Below are 23,144 nucleotides of genomic sequence, written 5' to 3'. Positions count from 1 at the left end.
ACCCATATCGCCTGGGCGCGGGTAGCTGTTGGGCTTGACCTGCGCTTTGGCTGTCCCAGCGTTGCTTGCGGGGATGGACGCTGGCGTCGGGCTCATGCAGGCACCTGCCCGCGTCGCAGCTCCAGCACGCGCACGCCAAACTGTGCNGGAATACACGTTTGCCAGCGCGCTGGGCGAGGTTGGGCTTGACCTGCGCTTTGGCTGTCCCAGCGTTGCTTGCGGGGATGGACGCTGGCGTCGGGCTCATGCAGGCACCTGCCCGCGTCGCAGCTCCAGCACGCGCACGCCAAACTGTGCAGCCACCACAGCTTGGCGTGCTTATTTACTGAAGTTGAATTGACATCTACCGCTTTATTTACAAGCGCAAATAGCTATCAATTTAGTAGTAAACGGACCACGTATTCGTCACGGCTTGCGCCAGTTCATCCACATCTTGTCGCCCGTGCGCACGATCTGTCGCCCGTTTACAAATACCGTGGCGCTTTTATCGATGTTGTGGCTGATCTGCACGTGGGTGTCGCTGACCACCCCCTTGCCCGCACCTGGCTCATCGCCGCGCACGTTATCCACATAGCTTTCGTTATGCAAATACGCTTCTTTACCTCGAAAGAAGACATTGGGTGACGTTTGCTCACTCTGGTCCATCTGGTGAGTGATCACGTAAGGTACTGGATAACCCTTTTTGGACGGCGTCAAACACACATCGGGCACCAAATTGACAAGAACGAACTGAGCATCTTTGGCAGTTGCTGCTTCATTGGCCATAAATCAATATGTAATTCGTGTCATATTAGTGCGAGAGAACCTCATCCCACTCTCTTGCCCAGTCTTCGCGATTTCTCACACCTTCCCTAATCGCTGATAGTATTGCAAGCTTTCGATCATTATCCAAAGAATCGAAAATCACCGATAATTCAATTACTTGATCTTTATCGAGATTATCCCAAGGACTCAAGATTTCACTCAGAGATCCAATCTTATTGAGCCGCATCGCATCTTTGAAAATGGCATTAATTGCCACTTCAAATGGAAAATTTGCCAAGGAATTTCTGACAGACTCCCATACGCCGTCGCCCAGATCCTTACCCGTCTGTGCGACTAATACCGAGGCCACTTTTTCGGATGCGATTTCTGCAGAATGATCAACCAGCGCCCAAAACTTATTTAAATCTTGTCGCCTACCCTGCTCTGATACGGGGTTAATTATATTCAATTGGCTCATTGCATTGAGCCAGCCAGCCTCCGACCTCTCCCACTCCTCCAATTCTAACTCTACATATTTACTTTCTACGAACTTCCACCGAGCATCTCCGGAAGCATACAAAGCATATCTTTGATTAATAATATTTGCGACAATCTTGTAAGTTTCCTTATCATCAGGTATGAAATCCCCTATATTTTTACCCGCTTTAACAATAGTTATCTCTTCAAAATCCGCAGGATATAGCGCATCATTTCTAACGTAGTCTGCCACAAACGTCTTCAAATTCTCGCCAACATCGTCCATCCATATCTCGCCATCGAGATATTTCTCAGACATGGCGCCAGGGTTTATCTTCATGACGTCATCAACCATTTTTTTGTGCTGCTGTTTTATATGCATACCAAACACTAATGCCTTTCTTTCCAGAAGCCACAGCGCCAGGCATCCCACATAAATATGTCCGTTATTTCCCCCCTTGTGAGAATGAACATCACCCGAGGACACCAATGGCGTATTCAACTCCTCGCTGCTAGCATCTTTCAACAAAGAAGAGAGCAATGAATCCAGGTTACTCATAAAAACCTCAATATTATTTCTTACCGATACCTATATAACCCATGCATGCAGCGTACAACAACATCCATTCTATTGCTGCGTTGTATTTTCCATCTTTATTGACCTTCTGAATATCATTGATTTCCTCAAGAATTGCGGCCGCAAAACCCTTAGGTCCAGAATGCGCTAAGCGTTCTTGTGCTTTTGAAGCCGCACTATTCAGACGCCTGCCAGTACTATTAAGCGCCCGGTGATCTTCATAGTCCATTGATATTGCTGGACCATCAAGCGCCCCATGAGGGCTGACACTTTTTGGCGGTATATGGTGTGATTCACGCACATATTTCTGACTATCTTCCTGAACTCTCCGGTGGCTACCACCTTGGTATTTGGCTCCGGGCGGGCCTTTCTCTAAATGCTTGCACCCCTTGGTGTACCCGCCGGAATTGCTATTAGATTTTTTGGTCGGGGGCTTACCCCCACCCAATCCTGGCACCTTCCTCAGCACTATGCTGGTCAGAACCCGCTCTCCCAAGGCTACAACTGGCTTCACTATGTCTGGCGGCTTGCCCTCAGTGATCCAAGTGGCTGCTGTGTCCAACACGGTCGCCGCTGAGTCAGTGCCCACCCCCACTGCACCCACCACGCCTCCAGCTGCTGCCGCTGCGCCACCCGCCGTGGCCATGCCCGCACCCACTGGCGCTCCGATACCCGTGGCCGCCACCATGCCACCAGCAGCCGCAGTGGCCCCCCCGGCCATGGCCACCTTACCCCCTGTGTCCATGGCGTTGGCGCCAAACTCGTGCATCGACTCCGAGATGTTGTCCTTGTAGTACTGCGCTGCGTCCTTGGCTCCTTGCTTGAACTTGTCGAACCAGCCTTCTTCCTCGGTCTCGGGGCGATTATTGGGCGGGCTGAGCAGCGGGCTGGTCTTGGGCAGAACACAACCGACGCAGTTACCCATATCGTGGCTGTCCCAGCGTTGCTTGCGGGGATGGACGCTGGCGTCGGGCTCATGCAGGCACCTGCCCGCGTCGCAGCTCCAGCACGCGCACGCCAAACTGTGCCGCTACTTGGATACGCCAGACGCAACTGAGCGTCCTGGCCTTGAAATCGACGGTGATGGTGTCCAGACGCATGGGCAGAGGCAGCACCGGGCCGACCTTCAGGCGGGCCACGGCGTGCACGGCCGGTGGAGGCAATTGGCACTTAAACACGCGTTGACCGGGAGTCAGGCCCATCAGAAGGATTTCTTCACCGCCTTCCGGGTAAGGTATTTGTTGATCTTCGGGGGCGCAGTTCCAGTAGCCGAAGTCGAAGTCCTTGGGCAGCCTGGGCCATCGGCTTTCCTTCCAGGCCTGGTCGTAAGTGCCGCCCTTTGCGCGCCTGGGGGTCCACCATTTGCCGACCGGGCCCACACCCACAGGTGTGTACCGCATGGCATTGGCTGCGTTGGCATCGAAAGGTTGGTTGAAGGCCTCGATCTGTGGCGCAGAGAATTCGTCCACTCGGCTTTTCTTGTGCCACGCTTTGTCGACCCAACCGCAGCCTATGGGGTTCGCCTCGTAGGGTGCCCATATCTCAGGCTCTTGGTCGGCAGCGGGATGCAGGGGCCATTGGCAGGTGCCTCCGTAGGCCAGCTCCCAGCGCAATGGGACTTCGGTGGCTTTTTCTGGCTCTGTAACCTTCCATCCAAGCACTCCTTCGTGCATTCGGCGCGGGCCGGTGACTGCCAGCACTTTTTGCCAATTGCCGATGCGCGCGCCCACGGGCCAGCGGCGTTCTGGCTGGCCCTCTGGCGAGTAAGCGGTGGCGTTGGCCAGCAGGATGTCGCACTGCGGCTTGTAGGGCGCGAAGTCGCTTTCTTGAATGCAGCTGCTGGTGGTGGGCTGTGCGTAGAACTGGTCCGCATCGACCAAGGGCACCTGATGTTGCGCCAACTGGGGCGTTCCATCGGCGTCAAGGCGCGCGAGGTCATAGGTGACGCGGCAGGCAATGACGTGGAACACCTCGTCGCCTGTGTCCATCATCTGAAAGTACTGACTTTCAAAGCTGGTGTGGTTGCGCATTTCCGCCAAGGGTGCTGCCTGCACCGGCGCGGGCATCAGCAGGTCCGGTCCGTTCATGGTGCCTGCTCAGTTCAAGTCGATGCGCTTGGACTCCACACCAACGTGTTTGGAGCCCACGATGTCGATTTCCTGGCCGTTGATGGTGATGGTGCCATCGGCCTTCATCACCATGACGCTTTGCCCCACCTGGAGGGTGATGCTGTCTGCCTCCATGGTGATGTTGGATTTATTTCCTCCGCCAGCGCCATCTCCTTCGCCTCCGGATGGCGCCACGATGTTCTTCACCCCTGCTGCTCCGGCCGCCCCTCCGCCAGCACCCGCGCTACCACCGCCCACGGTCAGCGTGTATTTGGTTCCTACCGTGGTGCTTTTGTCGCTGCCTACCTTGGTGGTCTGGGTCTTGCCCACCAGCGTGGCCATCATGGCGCCCACGTTCAGGTTGTAGACAACGCCCACGTTCTCCATCCGGCCTACGCCCACGTTTTGCAGGTAGGCGATGCCGATGGTTTCGGTCTTGAACTTGCCCACCTTGATGGACCAGTTGCTGCCGATCTTGTCCTTCTCGTTCTTGCCCACCGTCTTGGTGCGGTTGATGCCGATCTTGAAGGTCTGGTTGTCGCCGATGTCCACGGTTTCGTTGTGGTCCACCCGCTCTTTGCGGTTGCTGTGGATGGTGATGGTCTCGTCGCCATCGACCTCTTCCGTGCGCCAGCCGTGCACGGTGATCTTCTCGTTGCGGTCCACCGTCTCGATGCGGTCCCGGTGGATCGTGTTGGTCTCGTCCCGGTCGATGGTCTTCTCGCGGTCGCGGCCCACCCACTTTTCTTCGTCGTTCTCGACTTCGGTCAGCTGGTCTTTCTGCGCGTGCAGCCACAGTTGTTCCTGCCCCGCCTTGTCTTCAAACCGCAGGGCGTTGGCGTCACCCGGGCCGTTTTTCATACCCGCGCCCGCTGCGCCGCCTTTGCTCGATCGCGTGAGGATCCCGCTTTGCGTGGCGTTGCCCGGCAGGCTCCACGGGGGCATGTTGACGGCGTTGTAGACGCAGCCGGTGAGGATGGGGTAGTCCGGGTCGCCGTTCAGGTGGTCGATGATCACTTCCATGCCGATGCGCGGGATGAACACGGCGCCGAACTGCGGGCCCGCCCAGCTGGTGGACACGCGCACCCAGCAGCTGGAGTTCTCGTCCATCGCGCCGATGCGGTCCCAGTGGAATTGCACTTTGACGCGGCCGTACTTGTCGGTCCAGATTTCTTCTCCGGGCGGGCCCACCACCACCGCGGTCTGCGGGCCGCGGGTGCGCGGCTTTTCTGTGGTGCGCGGGGGGCGGTAGTCGCTGCTCGTGGGCTGCGCCCGCATCACGAATTGCTGGATGGAGCCCGCCTCTTGCGTGTTCTTGGTCGCCGTGGCGCCGCCTGCCTTGGCGCTGCTCACTTCGGGGTTTTCTTCGAAGTGGTAGTGCACGCTGAGCACCAGGTACTGGCGGTTTTGGTCTTCGCGCGGGTAGTTTTCCAGGTTGATGGTGTAGCCGGGCGCCAGGTTGCGTTTGTTGGCGCGGCCCAGCACNAGCACCAGGTACTGGCGGTTTTGGTCTTCGCGCGGGTAGTTTTCCAGGTTGATGGTGTAGCCGGGCGCCAGGTTGCGTTTGTTGGCGCGGCCCAGCACACGGTTTTGCTTGGCCAGGTGTTCCTGCAGGCGCAGCCGGGCGTAGGTCTCGCCGTCCGGGAATTCGGTGTAGCCACCGGGCCATTCGTAGATCTCGTATTTGTCATGCTCGTGCCCCGGGGGGTTTTGGCGCATGTTGGACAGGTCGGCCCGGGGTTTCTTGAAGTCGTAGTCGTCGTTGTAGTGGCGCCCGGGCTGCACTTCCTGGGTCAGCTCCCAGGCGTGGAAGTGCTCGCGCTCGGCCACGGCGGCTTTGCCGGGTGGGTAGAACGGGATGACGTGGCCACCGGGCAGCGGGCTGTGCGAGCCCACGATGTCGTCGGCCAGCACCAGGGTGTGGCTGCCCGCGCTGTGGGTNGCCAGAAGCTGGAGGCGATAGGCCGGCTGACGGGTGCTCGCGCTCGGCCACGGCGGCTTTGCCGGGTGGGTAGAACGGGATGACGTGGCCACCGGGCAGCGGGCTGTGCGAGCCCACGATGTCGTCGGCCAGCACCAGGGTGTGGCTGCCCGCGCTGTGCGTGAAGTAGTAGTAGGCGCCTTCGTGTTCCAGAAGGCGCGCCACGAATTGGTAGTCGCTCTCGCCGTACTGGGTGCAGTAGTCCCAGGTGCGGTAGCTGCGGGTGAGCTTTTTCTCGATGGGAAAGCCGTACTTGCCGAGCACTTCCATGATGATGTCCGGCACGGTTTTGTGCTGGAAGATCTTGAAGTCGGTCTTGCGCGTGGCCACCCACAGCCAGGGGCGAAGGCGCATCCGGTAGGACCCCCAGCGGTGGTCCTGCCCCTGCCCTTGCCCAGCAGTGCCTTGGGGTCGATGCTTTTGCTCTGGCTCACCAGGTCGATGTCCAGCGAGTACAGCTCGCTCAAGGACTCGGTGCCGTCGAGTTTTCGAAACTGCAGTTGTTCGCCCAAAGGGGTTTGGATCGTGACGCGGCGGGTCATGGCAAATGGGTGTGTATCTTGGCGCTCACCAGTCAACAGTCGCACAGGGGCAGTGCAACGCGTGGCGCCGGTTCAGCGGGGGTGAAATCGATGGGGCCGCCGTCAAGCGGGCAAAAAAGAGCCGCATCCGTAGACGCGGCTCTTGGGATGCGCAGCCAGCGTGCGCATCGAAGAAAGCAGCCAGGGGGCGAAGCCCCAGCTATCAGGCTTCCTTGTTTTCCTTGATGCTGAAGCCCATCTGGCTCGTAGCACCCTTGCCGCCCTGCGAGGTTTGCTCGGAGTACTCGGTCTTGATCTTGGCAGCCTGGAACGCGTAGTTCACCACCACGGTGTCGCCAGAGCTGGTGCCGCTGACGGTGACGTTGGTCACCATCACGTCGGTCAGCGTGATCTTGCCAAACTCGATCTGCGTGCCGCCGGCCTTGCACATCGAGATTTCCACTTGGCCCAAATGCTTACCCGTCGCGCAATGCTTGAGCACGGCGGGGTAGCACTTGTCGATGTTGGCAACGATGTTCAGGTTCTGAAAATCGGCCTTGCCCGCACCGGCACCACCGCCGCTGGACATCGAATGAGGCTGGGTCACGCCCCAGGTGAAGGACTCGACATCGGTCCAATCCTTGTGCGCAGCGTCTTTCGACTCACCGCTGGCACCTTCCACTTTCATAAATATTGCGACAGTCATCACGTACCTCTTTTTGGTTCAAAAAATGCGAGAACAAACCCTGCTGCGGGCAAACGCGCCCACGATCAAGGCCCCACAAGGGGATGCGAAGCCTTTCACAGACAAGCTGCCTGAGAGGGACCAGCCTGCGATAAACGTGTTCTACAAAAGCGAGAGTGCGTCTTTGTTCCACACTACGCTCCTGCACACACGGCGCCGTAGACGGCGCATCGCTGGCGTGCCTGCATTGGTTTCCCTCCCTCGCAAGCTCGTTTGCGGGCGGATGTTACGGGGAAGGCGTCAAAAAAAGGGTTTCAAGTGACAGCAAATGAACGTACCTGGGCAACATTGGAAACAGTGTGTTTCCGCGTTCAAAAAGCCGCATTTCGTGACGCATTTTGTAATGTCTTCACGTTAGACTCGCCCGCGCTTTCGCACCTCTATGGCCTGCGCTTGAAGGCCTCCAATGTGTTGCGAAATGTGCCCAAAACCCTTGTCCGACAGCGAGTTGTCCCGTTTTGCGGTGTTGCGCCATGACATCAATCATCCACAGCCCAGGGCGGCGTTGGTGCACTGATCTTTTCACTGAACAACGGCTTTCGACATGCCGACCTGTTCGTGGGCCGTACCGCAGAAATGTCTTTGCCAGCGAATCAAGTACAGCCGTAACCGAGAATGAAAGCAGAGGCGTCACGTCATGATTGACACCGTTGGAGGATCAGCCAATTGCCTGGCGCCTGGCGTGCAAGTCGGTGAATATCGGCTGCTCGACGTCATTGGTGAAGGCGGTTTTGGCATCGTGTACCGGGCGCGCGATATCAGCCTGGACCGCGTGGTGGCCATCAAGGAATACATGCCAGCCACCCTGGCTGGGCGCAAGTCTTCCAACGAGATTCATGTTCGCTCCCAGCACCGCGGGGCGTTCGATGCCGGCCTGCGCAGCTTCATCAACGAAGCCCGCCTGCTGGCCAAGTTCTCGCACCCTGCCCTGGTGCACGTATACCGGTTCTTCGAGTTCAATGGCACGGCCTATATGGTTATGCGCCATTACGAAGGGCAGACGTTCCGGGAGTTTCTGACCGCACAACAGGACCGGATGAACCAGCGCATGCTGGCCGCCATCGTCGGGCCTGTGCTTGACGTGGTGGAGATGCTGCACGCGGCAGACTGCTACCACCGCGATATCGCACCGGACAACGTCTTCCTGCAGAACTCGGGGATGCCCGTGCTGCTCGATTTCGGGGCTGCACGCCGCATCATCGGTGACATGACGCAGGCCCTGACGATGGTGCTCAAGCCTGGCTTCGCCCCGATCGAGCAGTATGTGGATGACGGCGCCATGCCGCAGGGCGCCTGGACGGACATCTACCAGATCGGTGCGATGCTGTATCTGGCGATCACCGGCAAGCCGCCAGCCACCTCCGTGGCCAGAATGATCAACGACCCGGTGGCTGCGCTCTCGACCACGACCTACCCGGGGTACTCGGCCCAGTTTCTGCACGGCGTGGACCGCGCGTTGGCCGTCAAGCCGCAGGACCGCCCCCAGACGATCGCCGCACTCAAGGAGCTGCTGGGCATCACCACCTTCACGATGCCCATGTCTGCCCCGTGGAAGGACCCGGCCGCCTCGGCACCCGCCGTGCCCCTGGCCGTGCAGGCAGACGCGGCGCAGACCGGCCCAGCACCACTGGGCGAGCCAGTGCGCACCGTAGCGCCCGCACACGCTCCGACTGAGGCGCCCCAGGCGAATCCTGCCTGGGATCCGTTGGCGCAAGCTCCAGCACTCGGCGGGCAACCGATGCCGCTCCCATCGGCAAGTCCTGCGGATGCAGTTTTTGCGATGTTGCCGCCAGCACAGCCCCATCATCACCAGGACGGGCCGATGGTGAGTCAAGCGCCCCCGTCCGACGCCGCGGTGGTCGGCAATGCGAGCGACGCGGCCTTGCCAGTCGACGCACGCGCGTCTGCAGCCGCGGCCACCCCCCAAGCCGCCATCCCATCGACTCCCTCTACATCTGCTAAAGCCGCACGACCACAAAGCGGCGCCGCAGCGAGCGGGAAGATGCATCAACCAGCGTCCCGCGCGCCGGCCCTGCGGTGGGCCGCTGTCGGCGTGGCATTTGTCGCCGTGGCGGCGCTGGCCGTGTGGTGGGGCACGCAAGGGAGCCCGTCGAGCCCGCCAGCTGCGGAGCTGGCAGTGAATCTGGACGACCAGCATTGGCGCGAAGCGCAGGCCGCCGGTACCGTGGCGGCACTGGACGGCTACCTGAGCAGTTACCCCACTGGCAAGCACCGCAGCGAAGCCATGGCTTTGCTCAACCGCATGGAAGTGCAGGAGCCCGTGACCACCACCACGCCGCCGGCTGCGCTGCCACCTGCCGAGACAGTTGCCACCGCGCCTGGCACACCCGAGCGCCCGGCGACGCCTTCCGCCACCACGACGCCAGCCGCAACAGGCAGCACGTCGGCCACGGCCACGGTCCCGCCCAAGCCAGAGACTCCCGCTGCCACGGAGCCGGTGGTGGCTCCCAAACCGCCCAAGCCGATTGGCGATGTGGGGCGCGTGGTGCTGCGCATCAGCCCCTGGGGCCGGATTTCCGTGAACGGCAGTTCGCTGGGGACGACACCTCCGTTGACCCATATCGAGCTTCCGGAAGGGTCGCACCGCATCGAGGTGAGCAATCCCGCAGCCGCGCCTGTCGTCAAGACAGTGCAGGTCAAAAAAGGTGAACCGGTGGTGATCAGCCATCAGTTCGAGTAGTAAAGCCATCGCCGACACCTGCTGACATGCCAATGAACGCTTTACTGCGACGGGTCGCGTTTTGTCTCTGCCTGGGTGCGGGCTCAGCCATTGCATCCTCTGACTGCAATGAGCCCCCGGCGCCGGACACGCGCGGCCCGGATGCTGCAGCCGGTCGTCAATATCTGGGGCAAGGCATTTCGCTCTACGACTCGCGCAAGCTGGATCTGGCAGAAAAGGCGTTGCAGGCGTCGCTGTTTTCCGGCCTGCCCGACCGCCGCGAGCGATCCACCGCGCACAAGTACCTGGCGTTTGTGTACTGCACCAACAAGGAGTGGGCCCGGTGCGACGCGGCCTTCGACGCCGCATTCGACGCCCGGCCCTCTTTCGCGCTGGAAGAGTACGAGCTGCAGAACACACCGTGGCGCGACGCCTACGTGAAGGCACAAGGCAAGCGCGGTTGGCAGTGCAGCCGGCCACTCGCAGGCCAGGGCAGCAACAACCGCCCAGGCCAGGACAGCGCCAATCCCCTCGTCTTTTCGCTCAACAGCACCATCATTACCGCCATCACACCGCTGCTACCCGCAGCAGGCGGCCACTCGATGGCCCTGGATGGCGGCTCGCCCGGCGCGTTTGGCGCACGCAGGCCGATGCGCACCGAAAACAATGTGCAGCTTCGCGTATCGCCGTGGGCGAACGTGACCCTCAATGGCAAGCGGCTGGGGGTGACCCCACCGCTGACGGAAATCAAGCTTCCACCCGGGTCGCACACCATTGATTTCAGCAATCCCGGCTTTGAGACCGTGCGCAAGACGCTGAAGGTCGAGCCGGAACAATCGATCACGATCACCCATGACTTTGACGCGAGATAAACCCATGCGAAACCGTTTCTGGAGCGCTCTGATCATCGGATGCGCAGCCCTGGCTCTGACTGCTTGCGAGACAGCCCCCAAGGCCCCCGAGCCCAAGGTGGAAGCGCCACCGCCCGCGCCCCCCATCCCTGAACCGGTCGCACCGGTGGACCCTCGCGCGCAGAAAGAGGCTCTGCTGACAGAAGCGCTGAACGTCTATGCAGAGGGCCAATTTGATGAGGCGATTGCCAAGCTGACTCCGTTGGCCGACGCCCCGGATCTGCCCCTGACGTCGCAAATCAAGGCCCGCAAGTTCATGGCGTTCAGCCATTGCGCTGCAGGACGCCCGCGTCCCTGCCGCCAGCAGTTTGAACTGGCGCTGGAGCAGGACCCCACCTTCCAGCTGACCGAAGCCGAGAAGGGCCACCCGGTGTGGGGACGTGAGTTCATCAACGCCCGCAATGCAGCGCGCAACAAGCGCACACGCAAGACATCCTGAGCAGAACCGAGACAACGCGAGCGCGAACGCAATGGACAAGATTGAACTGGTGGTGACGCACCAATCAGGCGGCCCGGTGGGCCGTCATTGGTCTGCCATCTTTGGCATGGCCGGCGGAACTGTCGGGCGTGCAGGCCAGAACAAGCTGGTGTTGCCGGATGACGACGCCATGGTGGCGCGCGTGCACGCCATGGTTCGGCTGGATTCCGACCAGGCCTACATTGCCAATCTGTGCGAGCGCCGCTCCGTGCAGGTCGACGGACTGGAAGTTCTCTCCGGCCAGGAGGTGCCCCTGGTGCCCGGCGCGGAAATCGGAATCGGGCCCTACCAGCTGCGGGCAGTGCTGCCCGGCCAAAAGCCCAGTACCCCGGCGCCGACCAAGGCTCCAGCAAGTCCCGATGTCTCGACTTCGCCTTCGCCCGTCGCGCCACCGGTACCGGTGCCGCAAAACGCGCCGCTGCCTGTGGCTGCCGCGGTGGCGTCCAGCCCGTCATTGGACCTTGCCTCGCTGCCCAATCCGTGGGCAGACATCCAGCCTATCGTGGGGGGCGACCCTTACATGCCGGACCTCGTGCTTGCGTGCCTGCCCGACGCACCGCTGCCATCGTCGGCAGCAAGCGCTGCTTCGGACACCAATCCATTTGCGATGCTGGGCCGTGTGGAGACTCCGCAGGCGTCTTCTGCCATGCCAAACGTGCCAGTGGTGCATGCAGCGCAGGCCGTTCATGCACCGCAGGCTGCGCCTGTAGCTGTTGCAGCGCCCATGGCAGACGTGCCTCCCCTGCCGACCCCTGCGGAGCCAGCGCTGCCGAATCCGTTCGACAGGCAACCCGCAGTCGCCGCCAGGCCTAAGCCCACCGCGCCGATCGCTCACCGCGCCATGGTGATACCGGACGACTTCGATCCGTTTGCGGCCGACCCGAAGGAGGTTGCCAATCGCCAGGACCCGTGGAGCGGGGACCTTGTGGCCCAAAGCCTGGCCGAAGTCGCGCAGCTCAAGAACGACGATCTCCTGCAAGCCCTGCCGAAGTCGGCTCAGTTTGCGGGAGAGATGGACAATGCCGCGCACACCGGTCTCCCGGAGCGGCTGGACCCCACCGTCGAACTCAACCCGTTGAAGCTGTTTCGCGAGCCGGGGGAGTCGATGTATGTGGAGTCCGAGGACCACGGCATGTCCCGCGGCTCGGACCTCACGCAGGTTTTCAGCATGCCGCGCGATGTGCAGCACCGCCAAACCAACGCTGTGCCGCCAGCAGCGCCGACGACGCCTGCGCCTGCGGAGCCCGTGGTCAGCGCCGGGCTGCACGCCATGCAAGGCCTGGACCTGGGGCTGTTTGACGGTGGCTCGCTGGACGCCCTGACGGCTGGCTCTTCCGCAGAACTTCTGGGCATGGATTCCTTCCAGACGCCAGGCACAACACCGGGTGCGCCCAAGCCATGGCCTGCACAAGCCGCCGAGCCCAGCAGCGCGATGGGCGATTTCGCTGCGCTGGACAGCGCCGTGCAACGACCGCAGCCCGAGCGTGCACGTGCACTGCATGCCGAGAACGTTCTCGGCAACCCTACCGCGTCGCTGTCGGCAGCACACCCCACACCGCCGCCTCAGGCGCTGCGGGAAGTGGACATTGCTGCACCGATCACCCCGATCGCGCCAACCCCGCCAACCGCGCCGATTGCTGCGATCCCTCCAAAGGCCTTGGCTGCGCCGATTGCCGCCCAGCCGCCTCAGATGCCTGTTGCACCTGCACCATCTTCACCCGCACCCTCGACAGCAACAGCCACCGCTGCTTCCACCGCCACGCTGGATGCGCTGGCCGCTGCCTTCATTGAAGGTGCAGCGATAGAGCCCGGAAAAGTGAACATCACCCTGTCTCCCGACTTCATGCGCGGGTTCGGTGAGGCCTTGCGCGTGGCGGTGCAGGGCTCCATCGACCTGCTGTCCGCCCGCTCGGAGATCAAGCGGGAATTTCGTGCGGACGTCACCATCATTGCCTCCGGCGCCAACAACCCCCTCAAGTTCTTGCCCACCGCCGACGGCGTGATGCTGCAGCTGGCGGGCCAGACGTTCCCAGGCTTCATGAAGCCCGTGCCGGCCATGCAAGAGGCCTACAAGGATCTGGCAGTGCACCAGATCGCCTTGATGGCCGGAATCCGCGCCGCCTATGCCGAGGCCGTGGCGCGCCTGAGCCCTGCCGAACTGGAGAAGGACGCGGCCGCGGGCTCCGGCCTGCTGTCCAAAATTTCGTCCGTACACCGCAAAGCCGCCCTGTGGGACGACTTCCAAAAGCGCTACGACGCCATTCGCCGCAACGCAGAAGATGACCTGATGGCTTTTTCGGGCCAGACTTTTGTGGATGCCTATGAAGCTGCGGCGCAGGCTGCGGGGGAGAACCTTTGATCGCTCACATTGCAGGCGAGGCGCACCGGTTGCAGCTGTCGGTATCTGCCATCACGCAAAAGGGAGGCCGCGCCTCCAACGAAGACTATTTGGGCATGATCGACCTGGGGCCCAAGGGATTTTGCTGCACGCTGGCAGATGGCGCGGGGGGCCACGGCAATGGCGCGCTGGCAGCGCGCCTGACCGTCGACGCAGTGCTGGGCGGCTACCGCGAGAACCCCATGTTTGCGCCAGCGAGCCTCGCATCGCTGATTTTTCGCGCAGAGCACACCGTCTCCGAAGAGCAGCCCACGTCCACCTCGCGCATGCACATGAGTGCGACCGTCGTGCTGCTGTGCATCGAACCCGTCACAGGCCGGGCGCTCTGGGCCCACTGGGGCGATTCGCGGCTTTACTGGTTTCGCGGCGGCAAGGTCCACCGCATGACCGAAGACCACAGCGTGGTGCAGCAACTGTTGCACGCGGGCATGTACGCCAACGGCGACCCGCGCTCGCTGCCCAACCGCAGCGTGCTCGCGGGCGCGGTGGGCGCCGAGTCGCAGGTGCCCCCCACGGTGCTCCATGAATCCATGGAGCTGATGGAGGGCGACGCCTTCCTTTTGTGCTCCGACGGACTGTGGGAGAACCTTCACGAATCCGCGATGGAGCAAGCGCTCCAGGCGTCCGAGCGGCCCGACGTCTGGCTGCAGGACATGGCAGACACCGTCATGTCGAAGGGCCGCCCCCACCAGGACAACCTCAGCGCATTTGCGGTGTGGGTGTCCGCCAATCACACCGTCAACTGAACCTGAAGGATGCTGCCATGAGCACGACCCAGAACGCCATTTCAAGGCGCACGATCCTGAAGACAGCGCCTCTTCTGTCCATAGCAGGGGCATCGCTGGCAGGTTGCGGTGTGGTGAACACGCTCAACCGCCCCACCGAAGCGCCCACCGCGGTGCCGTCCGCCATCATCGAAATCATGGCCGAGCGCAGCCTGAACCCCGATGTGGACGGCATGCCCAAACCGGTCTTGCTGCGCATCTACGAATTGCGCACTCCGGTGACCTTCGAACGCTCGAGCTTCTTTGATCTGCTGGACAAAGATGAAAGCCAGCTCGGCGGCGACTTCGTGCGACGGGAAGAGATACTGATCGCTCCCGGCGAGCGCCGCATCATCGAACGCAAGGGCAACCCCGACGTGCGGGCCTTCGGCTTTTTTGCCAGCTACAGAGACCTGGAGCGCAGCACCTGGCGGGCGTCCATCGATGCACCGAACTCCGTGGAAATGCGCCGCCGCTGGTGGGGCCTGGGCGAAACAGAGCGGCTCAAGCCCGTTCACTATCTCGTCACGGTTTCGCGTGAAGCCGTCCGGGTGCAGCATCAAATAACTTCAAGGTAGAACCATGGTTTGGCAACGCAAGGTGGTGTGGGCCGAGGGCATGTTCCTGCGCCCGCAGCACTTTCAGCAGCAAGAGCGGTACGTCGATTTTCTGGTGCAGGGCCGCGCATTGCCCGCACAGCCGTTCTATTGGGGGTTCTCGGAGCTCACCCTGGACACCCAGATGCTGGCGCTGGGCAAGATCGCCGTGGTATCCGCCCACGGTGTGCTGCCTGACGGAACACCGTTTCGCATCCCGCAGGTCGATGATGCCCCTGCCCCGCTGGACGTGGGCAAGGAGACCAAGGACACCCTGGTGCACCTGTCACTCCCGCTGCGCCGGCGCAGCGGGGCTGAAGTCACGCTCGGTGAGGGTGACCTGGGCATGACGCGCTACCAGGCGCAGGTGCTCGAAGTGGCCGATGTCAACGACGTGGGCGCGCAACCTGCCGAAGTGCAACTGGGCATTGCCCGCTTCAGCCTGCGTGCATCGCAGGATCTGTCCGATGGCTGGGTCTCCCTGCCCGTGGCCCATGTGGTGGAACGCAAGTCCGACGGATCGGTGCTGCTGGACAAGACCTTCATCCCCACGGTGGTCAACAACTCCGAGACCTCCGCGCTTTTCGCTTTTTGCCGCGAGCTGCATGGCCTGCTGCGCCAACGGGGCGCAGCGCTCGAAGAGCGGCTGATCCAGCCGGGGCGTGGTGGCGTGGGCGAGGTGGGTGACTTTTTGATGCTGCAGTTCATCAACCGCTGGGAGCCTGCGGTGGAGCACTGGGTGCGGGTTCGCACCATCCATCCCGAGCGGCTCTTCGATGACCTTCTGAAGATGGCCGGAGAACTGGCCACCTTCACCCGCGAACAGCGGCGCCCTGCGCCTTTGCCAGCCTACGACCATGATGACCTGCGCAGCTGCTTTCCGCCGCTGATGCTGGAATTGCGCCGCGGCTTGTCTTCGGTGCTGGAGCAAAACGCGATCCAGATCGAGCTGCAAGAGCGGCAATATGGCGTGCGCGTGGCGCTCATCCCGTCCACCGAACTGCTCACCACCTGCGACTTCGTGCTCGCGGTGCATGCACAGACCACGGTGGAGTTTCTGCGCACCCACTTTCCGACCCAGACCAAACTGGGCCCGGTCGAGAAGATCCGCGATCTGGTCAACCTCCACCTCCCGGGGGTCGTCCTGCGCTCGCTGTCTGTCGCGCCGCGCGAGATCCCTTACCACGCCGGGTATTCCTACTTCGAGGTCGACACCACGCACGACCTGTGGCGCCAGTTGAACAACTCTGGCGGCCTGGCCATGCACGTCTCTGGCGAGTTCCCGGAACTCCAGCTGGAGTTCTGGGCGATCCGTAGATAACAACACCTATAACGATGCCAATGACGGACAACGTCTTCGCCTTCAGTGCCAGCGACCACACCGGGCCGGGCGATCCAGGTCTGCTGGACACCTCCATGCCCGCGCAGCCCGCCAACGCCCTGCCCCGCACGAGCCTGCCCGACGTAGTGAGCGGCGGCAACCCGCTGGTCGCTTCTGCCAACGTGCTGCTCAACCTGATCCCCCAGATCCGGGCGATGGCATCCAACGCCGACCCCGAAGGCTTTCAACGCCTGCTGCTCACGAACATCCGCGAATTCGAGCGCAGCGCGGGGGTGGCCGGCGTTCCGATAGAAACCGTGATCGGCGCACGCTACTGCCTTTGCACCGTGGTGGACGAGGCCGCTGCGCAAACGCCCTGGGGCGGCTCGGGCGTCTGGCCCAAGTTCAGCCTGCTCGTGGCGCTGCACAACGAAACGTGGGGCGGCGAAAAGTTCTTTCAGCTGCTCGCCAAGCTGGTGCAGACCCCGCACCAGCACATCGACCTCATCGAGCTCATGTACTTTTGCCTGATGCTCGGTTTCGAAGGCCGCTACCGGGTGATCGAGAACGGCCGCAGCCAGCTGGAGACCCTCAAGGCGCGGCTGCTCGCGCTGATCGAGAGCACGCGCGGCGACCGCAGCGGCGCGCTGTCGATCCACTGGAAAGGCGAAGAGCGCAAAGCCGCGCCTCCCTGGACGATGGTGCCGCTGTGGGTCGCTGCGGCCCTGGCGCTGCTGCTGGCCTTCGCGCTGTTCCTGTGGTTCAGCTACCGCCTCGCGGCCCAGTCGGATGCCTTGTTTGCCTCCATCAACGCGATCCGGTTCCCCAAGGCCATTGCGGCGGTCGCCAGCGTGGACAAACCCCGGCTGCGCCAGTTCCTCGAACCTGAGATCCGCGAAGGGCTGGTCGAAGTCATCGACCAGGCCGACCGCAGCACCATCATCCTGCGGGGCGATGGCCTGTTCGACCTGGGCTCCAATGTGGTCAAGCCCCGTTACGTGCAGGTGATCGAGCGCATCGCAACGGCGCTGAACGAAGTGCCCGGCAAGGTCGTGGTCAACGGCTACACCGACAACTCCCCCATTCGCACCGCACGCTACCCGTCCAACTGGCACCTGTCCCAAGACCGCGCCAAGTCGGTGTCCGACATGCTGCTGCGCACCGTGCGCGAGGGACAGCGCGTTCACGCAGAGGGCCGTGGCGAGGCCGACCCCGTGGCACCCAACACCACCAGCGAAGGCAAGGCCAAAAATCGGCGTGTGGAAATCGTTCTGCTGGTAGCGCCCCAAGTGCGCGACAACGAATTGCAGCTCAGCGGCAATGCCCCACGCACGGAAGGCATCAGGAAATGAGCATGCTGAGAAACATGGCAGCGCTGCTGTTCAACCGCTACACACTGGCTTTCATCGGCCTGGTCCTGCTGAGCCTGGTGATCTGGTTCATCGGACCCCTGGTTTACATCAAGCCCTATCAACCGCTGGAGAGCGAAAGCGTCCGCTGGGCGCTGATTGCCGCCCTGTTCGCCATCTGGGTGATCAAGCTGCTCTTCCACTGGTGGCGCGCCAAGCGGATGAACGACAAGCTGATGGGTCAGCTGTCGCGGCTCACCGCCGGCCGCGACACGCCCGATGAACTCGCGCCAGGCCAGGAAGAAGTGGCTGAGCTGGAGGGGCGATTCAAGGAGGCCGTGGACGTCCTGTCCAAGACACGGTTCGGCGCCACGGAAAGCGGCCTCTTCGGCCGGTTCACCAAGCGCTACGTGTACCAGCTCCCCTGGTACCTGATCATCGGCTCGCCCGGCTCGGGCAAGACCACCGCGCTGGTCAACTCCGGCCTGGATTTCCCGCTGGCCGAGCAATTTGGCAAGGGCTCCATCCGGGGCGTCGGCGGTACGCGCAACTGCGATTGGTGGTTTACCGACCAAGCCGTGCTACTGGACACTGCGGGCCGCTACACCACGCAGGAAAGCGATGCTGTCCAGGACAAGGCCGCCTGGTCGGGGTTTCTGCAACTGCTCAAACGCTTTCGGGGTCGACAGCCCATCAATGGCGTCATCGTCACGCTCAGCGTGCAGGAGCTTTTGAGCAGCACCGAAACAGAACGCGCACGGCTGGCCAAGACCATCGGCACACGGCTCGGCGAGCTGTGCGACGAGCTCGCCATCAAGTTCCCCGTCTACGTCCTGATCACCAAGGCCGACCTGCTGGCAGGTTTCAACGAGTTCTTCGGCCAGATGACCCGCGACGAACGCTCGCAGGTCTGGGGATTCACGCAGAAGTACAAGGAGAACGCTCCATCGGTCGATCCGACGGCGCAGTTCACCGCAGAGTTCGACGCGCTGGTGGCGCAGATCAATCGCTTGCTGCCCCAGCGCCTGCTGGCAGAGCAGGACCTGGCGCGCCGCGGGCTGATCTATGCCCTGCCCCAGCAGTTCGTGGGCCTCCGCGAGGTCGTGAACCAGACATTGCAGGAAGCCTTCTCGTCATCGCGCTTCAAGGAAAAGCCGCTCTTCCGCGGGGTGTACTTCACCAGCGGCACGCAAGAAGGCATGCCGTTCGACCGCGTGCTGTCGGCGCTCAAACGGCGCTTCTCGATTGCCAGCCATGTCAAGGCAGGCGCTGGCCAGCAGGGCAAGAGCTTCTTCATCGAGACGCTCTTCAAGGGCGTGATGTTCAACGAAGCGGGGCTCACCGGCCGCAACGCCAAGAAAGAGCGGCAACTCCGGTTGATGCAGGCCGGCGGCTTGATCGCGCTGGCACTTGCCCTGAGCGGCGCAGCCCTGGCCTGGAGCGTCAGCAACCAGAACAATCTGGCGTACCTGGAAGAGGTGAAAGCCAGCGCTGCCACCCTGCGCCAGGCCGTGGAAGAAGCCAAGACCGGCGACCCGGAGAACCTGGTGGCACTGCTGCCCTTGCTGGACCATGCCGAATCCCTGGCGGCCAGCGAGCGCTACACAGGATCGCCCCCGGTCAGCTGGCGTTGGGGCCTGCTGCAGGTGCCGAAGGTGGAGACCGCCGCGGACACGACCTACCTGCGCTTGCTGGAAGACGCCTGGCTGCCCGGCATCGTGCGGCAGCTGCGGCGCTCGCTGCAGCAAACCTCGACCAACAATCCAGAGGCCAGCTACGAAGCGCTGAAGGCTTACCTCATGATTCACGACGCCGACCGTTTCGACGCCCGCACCGTGAAGGCATGGATTCGCCACGAGTGGGATGCGAGCCTGACGCCCCAACTGGTGCAGGCAGGTGTCGGTGACAGGCTGTCACACCACCTGGATCGTTTGATGGACGACCGCATCGTGCTGTCGCCCACCCCGGTCGACACCGCGCTGGTGAACGAGGTGCGGCAGCGGCTGGCGCAAATGTCGCCGGCCCAGCGCGCCTACAGCCGGCTCAAGCAGTTGCTGACCACAGGCAACAACCTGCCCGCTGACTTCAGCGTGGTGCGCGCCAGCGGCCCCGAAGCACCGCAGGTATTCAGCCGCCGCAGCGGACGGCCCCTCACGCAAGGCATCTCCGGCCTCTTCACGTACGACGGATACCACGGCGTGTTCCTGCACGAGCTTCCCAAGGTCACCACCTTGCTGTCCAAGGAAGAAGGCTGGGTGCTGGGCCAGGCGGACGGCAAGCGCAGCACGGCCCAGGAAGTCCTGACCGGGCAGGTCGCCAACGAAGTGAAGCGCCTGTACCTCATGGAGTACGCCAAGCTGTGGGAGGACTACCTGGCCGACGTGCGCCCCACCCGCATCGGATCGCTGGACCAGGCGGGCGAGCAGGCGCGCCTGTACTCCTCGGCCAACTCCAGCCTGGAGCAGTTCATTCGCGCCGTGTCCAAGGAAACCACGCTGGCGCGCCGCCCCGATGCGGATACCGACAGCGGTGCCAGCACCAGCAGCTGGCTGGGCGAAAAGCTCAACCGCATCCGCGAAGAACAGCGGCAACTCAGCAGGCTGACCGGCAAGCAGGTCAACGTGGGCGGCCTGGCGGCCAGCGGCACGCTCGAAGCGGACATCGTGGACTTCCGCTTCCGGGAGTACCGGCGCCTGGCCACCAGCAACGGTTCGGGCCCTTCGCCTTTGACGCAGAGCCTGCAGGTGCTCAACGAAGCCTCGGCCGTGATTGCATCGGCCCGGCAGCAGGTCAAGTCCGGCGGCACGGTGCCGCCCACCCTGTCGTCGACGCTGGAACGGGTGCGTGCCGAGGCCAAACGCCTGCCTCCTCCGCTGAATCTGATGTACACCGACTTGGCCGAAGCGACATCCACCATGGTGGGGCGTGATGTGCGCAGCACCATCGGCGGCAACCTGAACGCCACCATCGGCGATTTCTGCCGCCGTGCCATCCTGGGCCGCTATCCCTTCACACGCAGCGCCGGGCGCGACGTCACTGCAGACGACTTTGCCAAGCTGTTCGCGGTGGGCGGCGTGATGGACGAGTTCTTCCGCAGCACCCTGCAACCCATGGTCGACATCTCGGCGGCCACCTGGTCCTTCAAGCAAGGCGTGGACGGGACACCGGTCGGTGGGTCGGCGTCGCTGGCATCGTTCCAGAAAGCCGCCACCATCCGCGACGTGTACTTCCGCGCGGGCGGCAAGGCGCCCGGCATTCGCCTGGACATCAAGCCTATCGAAATGGATGCGACCATTTCACAGATGGTGCTGGATGTCGATGGCGATGTGCTGCGCTACCAGCACGGCCCGCAAATTCCGAAGTCGATGAACTGGCCCGGCACCCGTGGTACAGGCCAGGTCCGGCTTCAGATCACCACCGCCACCGGCGAAAACTCGGGCCTGGTCACCGAAGGGCCCTGGGCGCTGCACAGGCTTTTCGACCGCGCTCAGATCCTGCCGGGCAACGCGCCTGAGAAGTTCTCGGCGGTGTTCAATGTGGACGGTCGCAGGGTCCGGTTTGAAGTCACCACCAGCAGTGTCTTCAACCCATTCCGGCTCAAGGCGATGGAAGAGTTCGAATGTCCGAGCAACCTCTAGGCATGGAAACCCGCGGCACCCAAACGCAAGCCTACGCGCAGGCGTCCATCGCCTGGTACGGAAAGCTGCCCAGCCTCGGCGACTTCGCGGGCCGACGCATGTCGCACGCGCTGACGACAGAGTGGGATGGCTGGCTGCGCGCCGGCATGGACGAGCTGCGCAGGGCGGACGACGCAGGCTGGCCAGACACTTTTGTAAGTGCCCCCCTGTGGTTTTTCATCGCCCATGTCGCTTCGTCGGGCTCACCGGTGATGGGTGCCTTGGCGCCCAGCATGGACCGCGTCGGCCGCTACTACCCGCTGACGGTGATGGCGACCGCACCCCGGACGGGTTGTCCTTTCGCCGATGACGCGGAGGTCAAGTCCTTCCTGGCAGGCGCCCGCGCGGCCATCGTGGAGGCGCGGCGCCGCACGCTGTCGGTCGACGAACTGGACAGGCGGGTCACCCAGCTGACCAGCCCCTTCGAGTCCGCCCCCCCGATCGAACGCGAACCCTCGCTCATTCACGACATCCTGACGGACCTGACCGAAGCCTCGCGCGCCCATCAATCCGCGGTGGGCGAACAGCCTGCTGAAAACATCGTGCTGCCCCCCGGCGACTGGAGGCTGCGCGCCGCCGGTCTGCGCGAGCAAAGTCTTTGGTGGGTGTCTCCCACCGTCCGCGTGGGCTATCAAGAACTGCTGCACGAAGGCCTTTGCGACCGCTGGCTCTTCACGCAACTTTTCTCCAGAATCTGATCAGGTCTGCCACCCCGCTGCTCGCACTCCCACAGAAATCCACCATGACCGATATCGACGACCTCCTGAGCGAAGCTCCGTCCAACCCGCCCTGCGGTCCCGAGATGACCTACGCGGCGGAGTTTCTGGCATTGGAGCAACTGGCGCGCGGAAAGATCGAGCAGCAGTACGGCGACACCATCATCCCGGCAGAAGATCCTGACTGGCAGTCGGTCGAAAGCAGTGCGTTGCAGCTGCTGCGGCAAAGCAAGGACATGCGCATCGCCGGCTTGCTGTGCCGGTCGTGGACCAACACGGAAGGTTTCGTCGGGCTGGCACGCGGGCTGACGCTGATGAGCGCCCTGCTGGAGAACTACTGGGACGCCATTCATCCGCTGCCGGAAGACGACGACTATTTCATGCGGATGAACGCGGTCGCCATGCTGAACGATGTGACCGGACTGCTGCGGGAGCTGCGGCAAACGGAGTTTCTCGCGTCCAACTTCGGCAGTTTCACCGTCCGCGATGCGGAAGCGCTGGCACGCGGCCAACGTGCCGAGTCCAATGCGCAACTCACCGTGGAGCAATTGCGGCTGGGCATGGGCAGCGCGCTCGAACAGGGCTACCCGCTGCTGCTGGCCGTCCCCACGGCGAAAGAAGGGCTCGAAAAGCTCGTCCGCATCTGCACGGACAAGCTGCCCCACCACCAGCAGCCCGACCTGGGCAACATCCAGTCCCTGGTATCGCTGCTCAACGCCATGCTGCCCAAAGGCAAGCAAGACATGCAGGCGCCTGCCGACGCGGCGGACGCTGCAGACACCTCGGGCAGCACCGTGACGATCCGGCCACCGGACTCCAATGGGGAAATCAGGACCCGGGACGATGCCATCAAGCAACTGGTCAAGATCGCCGAATTTCTCGAATCCACCGAGCCCACCAACCCTGCGTCCCTGCTCATTCGCCGGTCCGCCAAGCTCATGGGCATGAGTTTCATCGACATCCTGCGTGAACTCGCTCCGCAAAGCCTGCAGCAAATTGAGGTGATCACTGGAATCCAGCCGGACCAGTCGTCCTGAACTACGAACTGTAACAGTCACTTCATAGGCAGATTGGATACTGAAGCACCGAAGTGGCATAGCT

16 protein-coding genes and 3 pseudogenes are annotated in these 23,144 nt (G+C 62.6%); 11 read left to right on the top strand and 8 right to left on the bottom strand.

Translation table 11 applies throughout. The features are described from left to right. Positions 1-405: 405 nt before the first annotated feature. From ASF16_RS06220 to ASF16_RS06205, 8 genes and pseudogenes are all read right to left on the bottom strand, one after another. Complete coding sequence (locus ASF16_RS06220) at positions 406-765, bottom strand: DUF4150 domain-containing protein (RefSeq protein ID WP_056164364.1); 360 nt, start codon at positions 763-765, stop codon at positions 406-408. Positions 766-790: 25 nt separating this feature from the next. Then, on the bottom strand, positions 791-1,780 hold the full coding sequence (locus tag ASF16_RS25950) for a hypothetical protein (RefSeq protein ID WP_156371956.1): 990 nt from the start codon (positions 1,778-1,780) through the stop codon (positions 791-793). Between the two features lie 13 nt (positions 1,781-1,793). Next, positions 1,794-2,723 (bottom strand): hypothetical protein, encoded by a 930-nt coding sequence (locus tag ASF16_RS25945; RefSeq protein ID WP_156371955.1) that lies wholly within the window; start codon positions 2,721-2,723, stop codon positions 1,794-1,796. Positions 2,724-2,772: 49 nt separating this feature from the next. Continuing rightward, positions 2,773-3,885, bottom strand: a complete 1,113-nt coding sequence (locus ASF16_RS06215) for a DUF2169 domain-containing protein (protein ID WP_056164361.1) — start codon at positions 3,883-3,885, stop codon at positions 2,773-2,775. A gap of 9 nt (positions 3,886-3,894) precedes the next feature. Then, positions 3,895-5,391: pseudogene (locus ASF16_RS06210) on the bottom strand (type VI secretion system Vgr family protein); the annotation flags it as partial. 1 nt (position 5,392) lies between these two features. Next, positions 5,393-5,847, bottom strand: a pseudogene (locus tag ASF16_RS26660) (phage late control D family protein); the annotation flags it as partial. 1 nt (position 5,848) lies between these two features. Continuing rightward, a pseudogene (locus ASF16_RS25940) lies at positions 5,849-6,429 on the bottom strand (type VI secretion system Vgr family protein); the annotation flags it as partial. Between the two features lie 202 nt (positions 6,430-6,631). After that, complete coding sequence (locus ASF16_RS06205; protein ID WP_056164359.1) at positions 6,632-7,114, bottom strand: type VI secretion system tube protein Hcp; 483 nt, start codon at positions 7,112-7,114, stop codon at positions 6,632-6,634. A 676-nt stretch (positions 7,115-7,790) separates the two neighbouring features. Between ASF16_RS06205 and ASF16_RS06200 the strand changes: the two genes are divergently transcribed. From ASF16_RS06200 to tssA, 11 genes are read left to right on the top strand one after another with little or no spacing between them, the layout of a single operon-like run. Next, complete coding sequence (locus ASF16_RS06200) at positions 7,791-9,854, top strand: protein kinase (protein ID WP_056164356.1); 2,064 nt, start codon at positions 7,791-7,793, stop codon at positions 9,852-9,854. 32 nt (positions 9,855-9,886) lie between these two features. Continuing rightward, the gene (locus ASF16_RS06195) at positions 9,887-10,705 is read left to right on the top strand and encodes a PEGA domain-containing protein (RefSeq protein WP_162241056.1); all 819 of its coding nucleotides are present in this window, start codon (positions 9,887-9,889) and stop codon (positions 10,703-10,705) included. Between the two features lie 4 nt (positions 10,706-10,709). Continuing rightward, entirely contained in the window at positions 10,710-11,183 is a 474-nt protein-coding gene (locus ASF16_RS06190) for a TssQ family T6SS-associated lipoprotein (protein WP_156371954.1), read from the top strand. A 31-nt stretch (positions 11,184-11,214) separates the two neighbouring features. Next, a complete protein-coding gene (gene tagH / locus ASF16_RS06185; RefSeq protein ID WP_056164348.1) occupies positions 11,215-13,581 on the top strand; it encodes a type VI secretion system-associated FHA domain protein TagH in 2,367 nt (788 codons plus the stop codon). Then, the gene (locus ASF16_RS06180) at positions 13,578-14,366 is read left to right on the top strand and encodes a PP2C family serine/threonine-protein phosphatase (protein WP_056164345.1); all 789 of its coding nucleotides are present in this window, start codon (positions 13,578-13,580) and stop codon (positions 14,364-14,366) included. Before tagH ends, ASF16_RS06180 begins: the two co-directional genes overlap by 4 nt. Positions 14,367-14,383: 17 nt before the next feature. Continuing rightward, positions 14,384-14,962: a type VI secretion system lipoprotein TssJ gene (gene tssJ, locus ASF16_RS06175; RefSeq protein ID WP_056164342.1), complete on the top strand. Its 579-nt coding sequence runs from the start codon at positions 14,384-14,386 to the stop codon at positions 14,960-14,962. A 4-nt stretch (positions 14,963-14,966) separates the two neighbouring features. After that, complete coding sequence (tssK, locus tag ASF16_RS06170) at positions 14,967-16,301, top strand: type VI secretion system baseplate subunit TssK (RefSeq protein ID WP_056164340.1); 1,335 nt, start codon at positions 14,967-14,969, stop codon at positions 16,299-16,301. Between the two features lie 14 nt (positions 16,302-16,315). After that, a complete protein-coding gene (locus ASF16_RS06165) occupies positions 16,316-17,653 on the top strand; it encodes a DotU family type VI secretion system protein (protein WP_056164335.1) in 1,338 nt (445 codons plus the stop codon). A gap of 2 nt (positions 17,654-17,655) precedes the next feature. Next, positions 17,656-21,288 (top strand): type VI secretion system membrane subunit TssM, encoded by a 3,633-nt coding sequence (tssM, locus tag ASF16_RS06160; RefSeq protein WP_056164584.1) that lies wholly within the window; start codon positions 17,656-17,658, stop codon positions 21,286-21,288. Further along, entirely contained in the window at positions 21,270-22,025 is a 756-nt protein-coding gene (gene tagF, locus ASF16_RS06155; protein ID WP_082516772.1) for a type VI secretion system-associated protein TagF, read from the top strand. The genes tssM and tagF overlap by 19 nt, the downstream gene beginning before the upstream one ends. A 44-nt stretch (positions 22,026-22,069) precedes the next feature. Next, positions 22,070-23,080 (top strand): type VI secretion system protein TssA, encoded by a 1,011-nt coding sequence (gene tssA / locus ASF16_RS06150; RefSeq protein WP_056164330.1) that lies wholly within the window; start codon positions 22,070-22,072, stop codon positions 23,078-23,080. Positions 23,081-23,144: the final 64 nt, after the last annotated feature.

Source organism: Acidovorax sp. Leaf78, assembly GCF_001422735.1.
Taxonomy (GTDB): Bacteria; Pseudomonadota; Gammaproteobacteria; order Burkholderiales; family Burkholderiaceae_C; genus Acidovorax.
The sequence above is the reverse complement of the archived record's forward strand: the minus strand, read 5'-3'. Positions and strand labels throughout refer to the sequence as shown.

What these genes read in the sequence shown, in the direction of transcription:
- ASF16_RS06220 (WP_056164364.1), bottom strand. Translation starts at nt 765, where the DNA reads ATGGCCAATGAAGCAGCAACTGCCAAAGATGCTCAGTTCGTTCTTGTC.
- ASF16_RS25950 (WP_156371956.1), bottom strand. Translation starts at nt 1,780, where the DNA reads ATGAGTAACCTGGATTCATTGCTCTCTTCTTTGTTGAAAGATGCTAGC.
- ASF16_RS25945 (WP_156371955.1), bottom strand. Translation starts at nt 2,723, where the DNA reads ATGGGTAACTGCGTCGGTTGTGTTCTGCCCAAGACCAGCCCGCTGCTC.
- ASF16_RS06215 (WP_056164361.1), bottom strand. Translation starts at nt 3,885, where the DNA reads ATGAACGGACCGGACCTGCTGATGCCCGCGCCGGTGCAGGCAGCACCC.
- ASF16_RS06205 (WP_056164359.1), bottom strand. Translation starts at nt 7,114, where the DNA reads ATGACTGTCGCAATATTTATGAAAGTGGAAGGTGCCAGCGGTGAGTCG.
- ASF16_RS06200 (WP_056164356.1), top strand. Translation starts at nt 7,791, where the DNA reads ATGATTGACACCGTTGGAGGATCAGCCAATTGCCTGGCGCCTGGCGTG.
- ASF16_RS06195 (WP_162241056.1), top strand. Translation starts at nt 9,887, where the DNA reads ATGAACGCTTTACTGCGACGGGTCGCGTTTTGTCTCTGCCTGGGTGCG.
- ASF16_RS06190 (WP_156371954.1), top strand. Translation starts at nt 10,710, where the DNA reads ATGCGAAACCGTTTCTGGAGCGCTCTGATCATCGGATGCGCAGCCCTG.
- tagH (WP_056164348.1), top strand. Translation starts at nt 11,215, where the DNA reads ATGGACAAGATTGAACTGGTGGTGACGCACCAATCAGGCGGCCCGGTG.
- tssJ (WP_056164342.1), top strand. Translation starts at nt 14,384, where the DNA reads ATGAGCACGACCCAGAACGCCATTTCAAGGCGCACGATCCTGAAGACA.
- tssK (WP_056164340.1), top strand. Translation starts at nt 14,967, where the DNA reads ATGGTTTGGCAACGCAAGGTGGTGTGGGCCGAGGGCATGTTCCTGCGC.
- ASF16_RS06165 (WP_056164335.1), top strand. Translation starts at nt 16,316, where the DNA reads ATGCCAATGACGGACAACGTCTTCGCCTTCAGTGCCAGCGACCACACC.
- tssM (WP_056164584.1), top strand. Translation starts at nt 17,656, where the DNA reads ATGCTGAGAAACATGGCAGCGCTGCTGTTCAACCGCTACACACTGGCT.
- tagF (WP_082516772.1), top strand. Translation starts at nt 21,270, where the DNA reads ATGTCCGAGCAACCTCTAGGCATGGAAACCCGCGGCACCCAAACGCAA.
- tssA (WP_056164330.1), top strand. Translation starts at nt 22,070, where the DNA reads ATGACCGATATCGACGACCTCCTGAGCGAAGCTCCGTCCAACCCGCCC.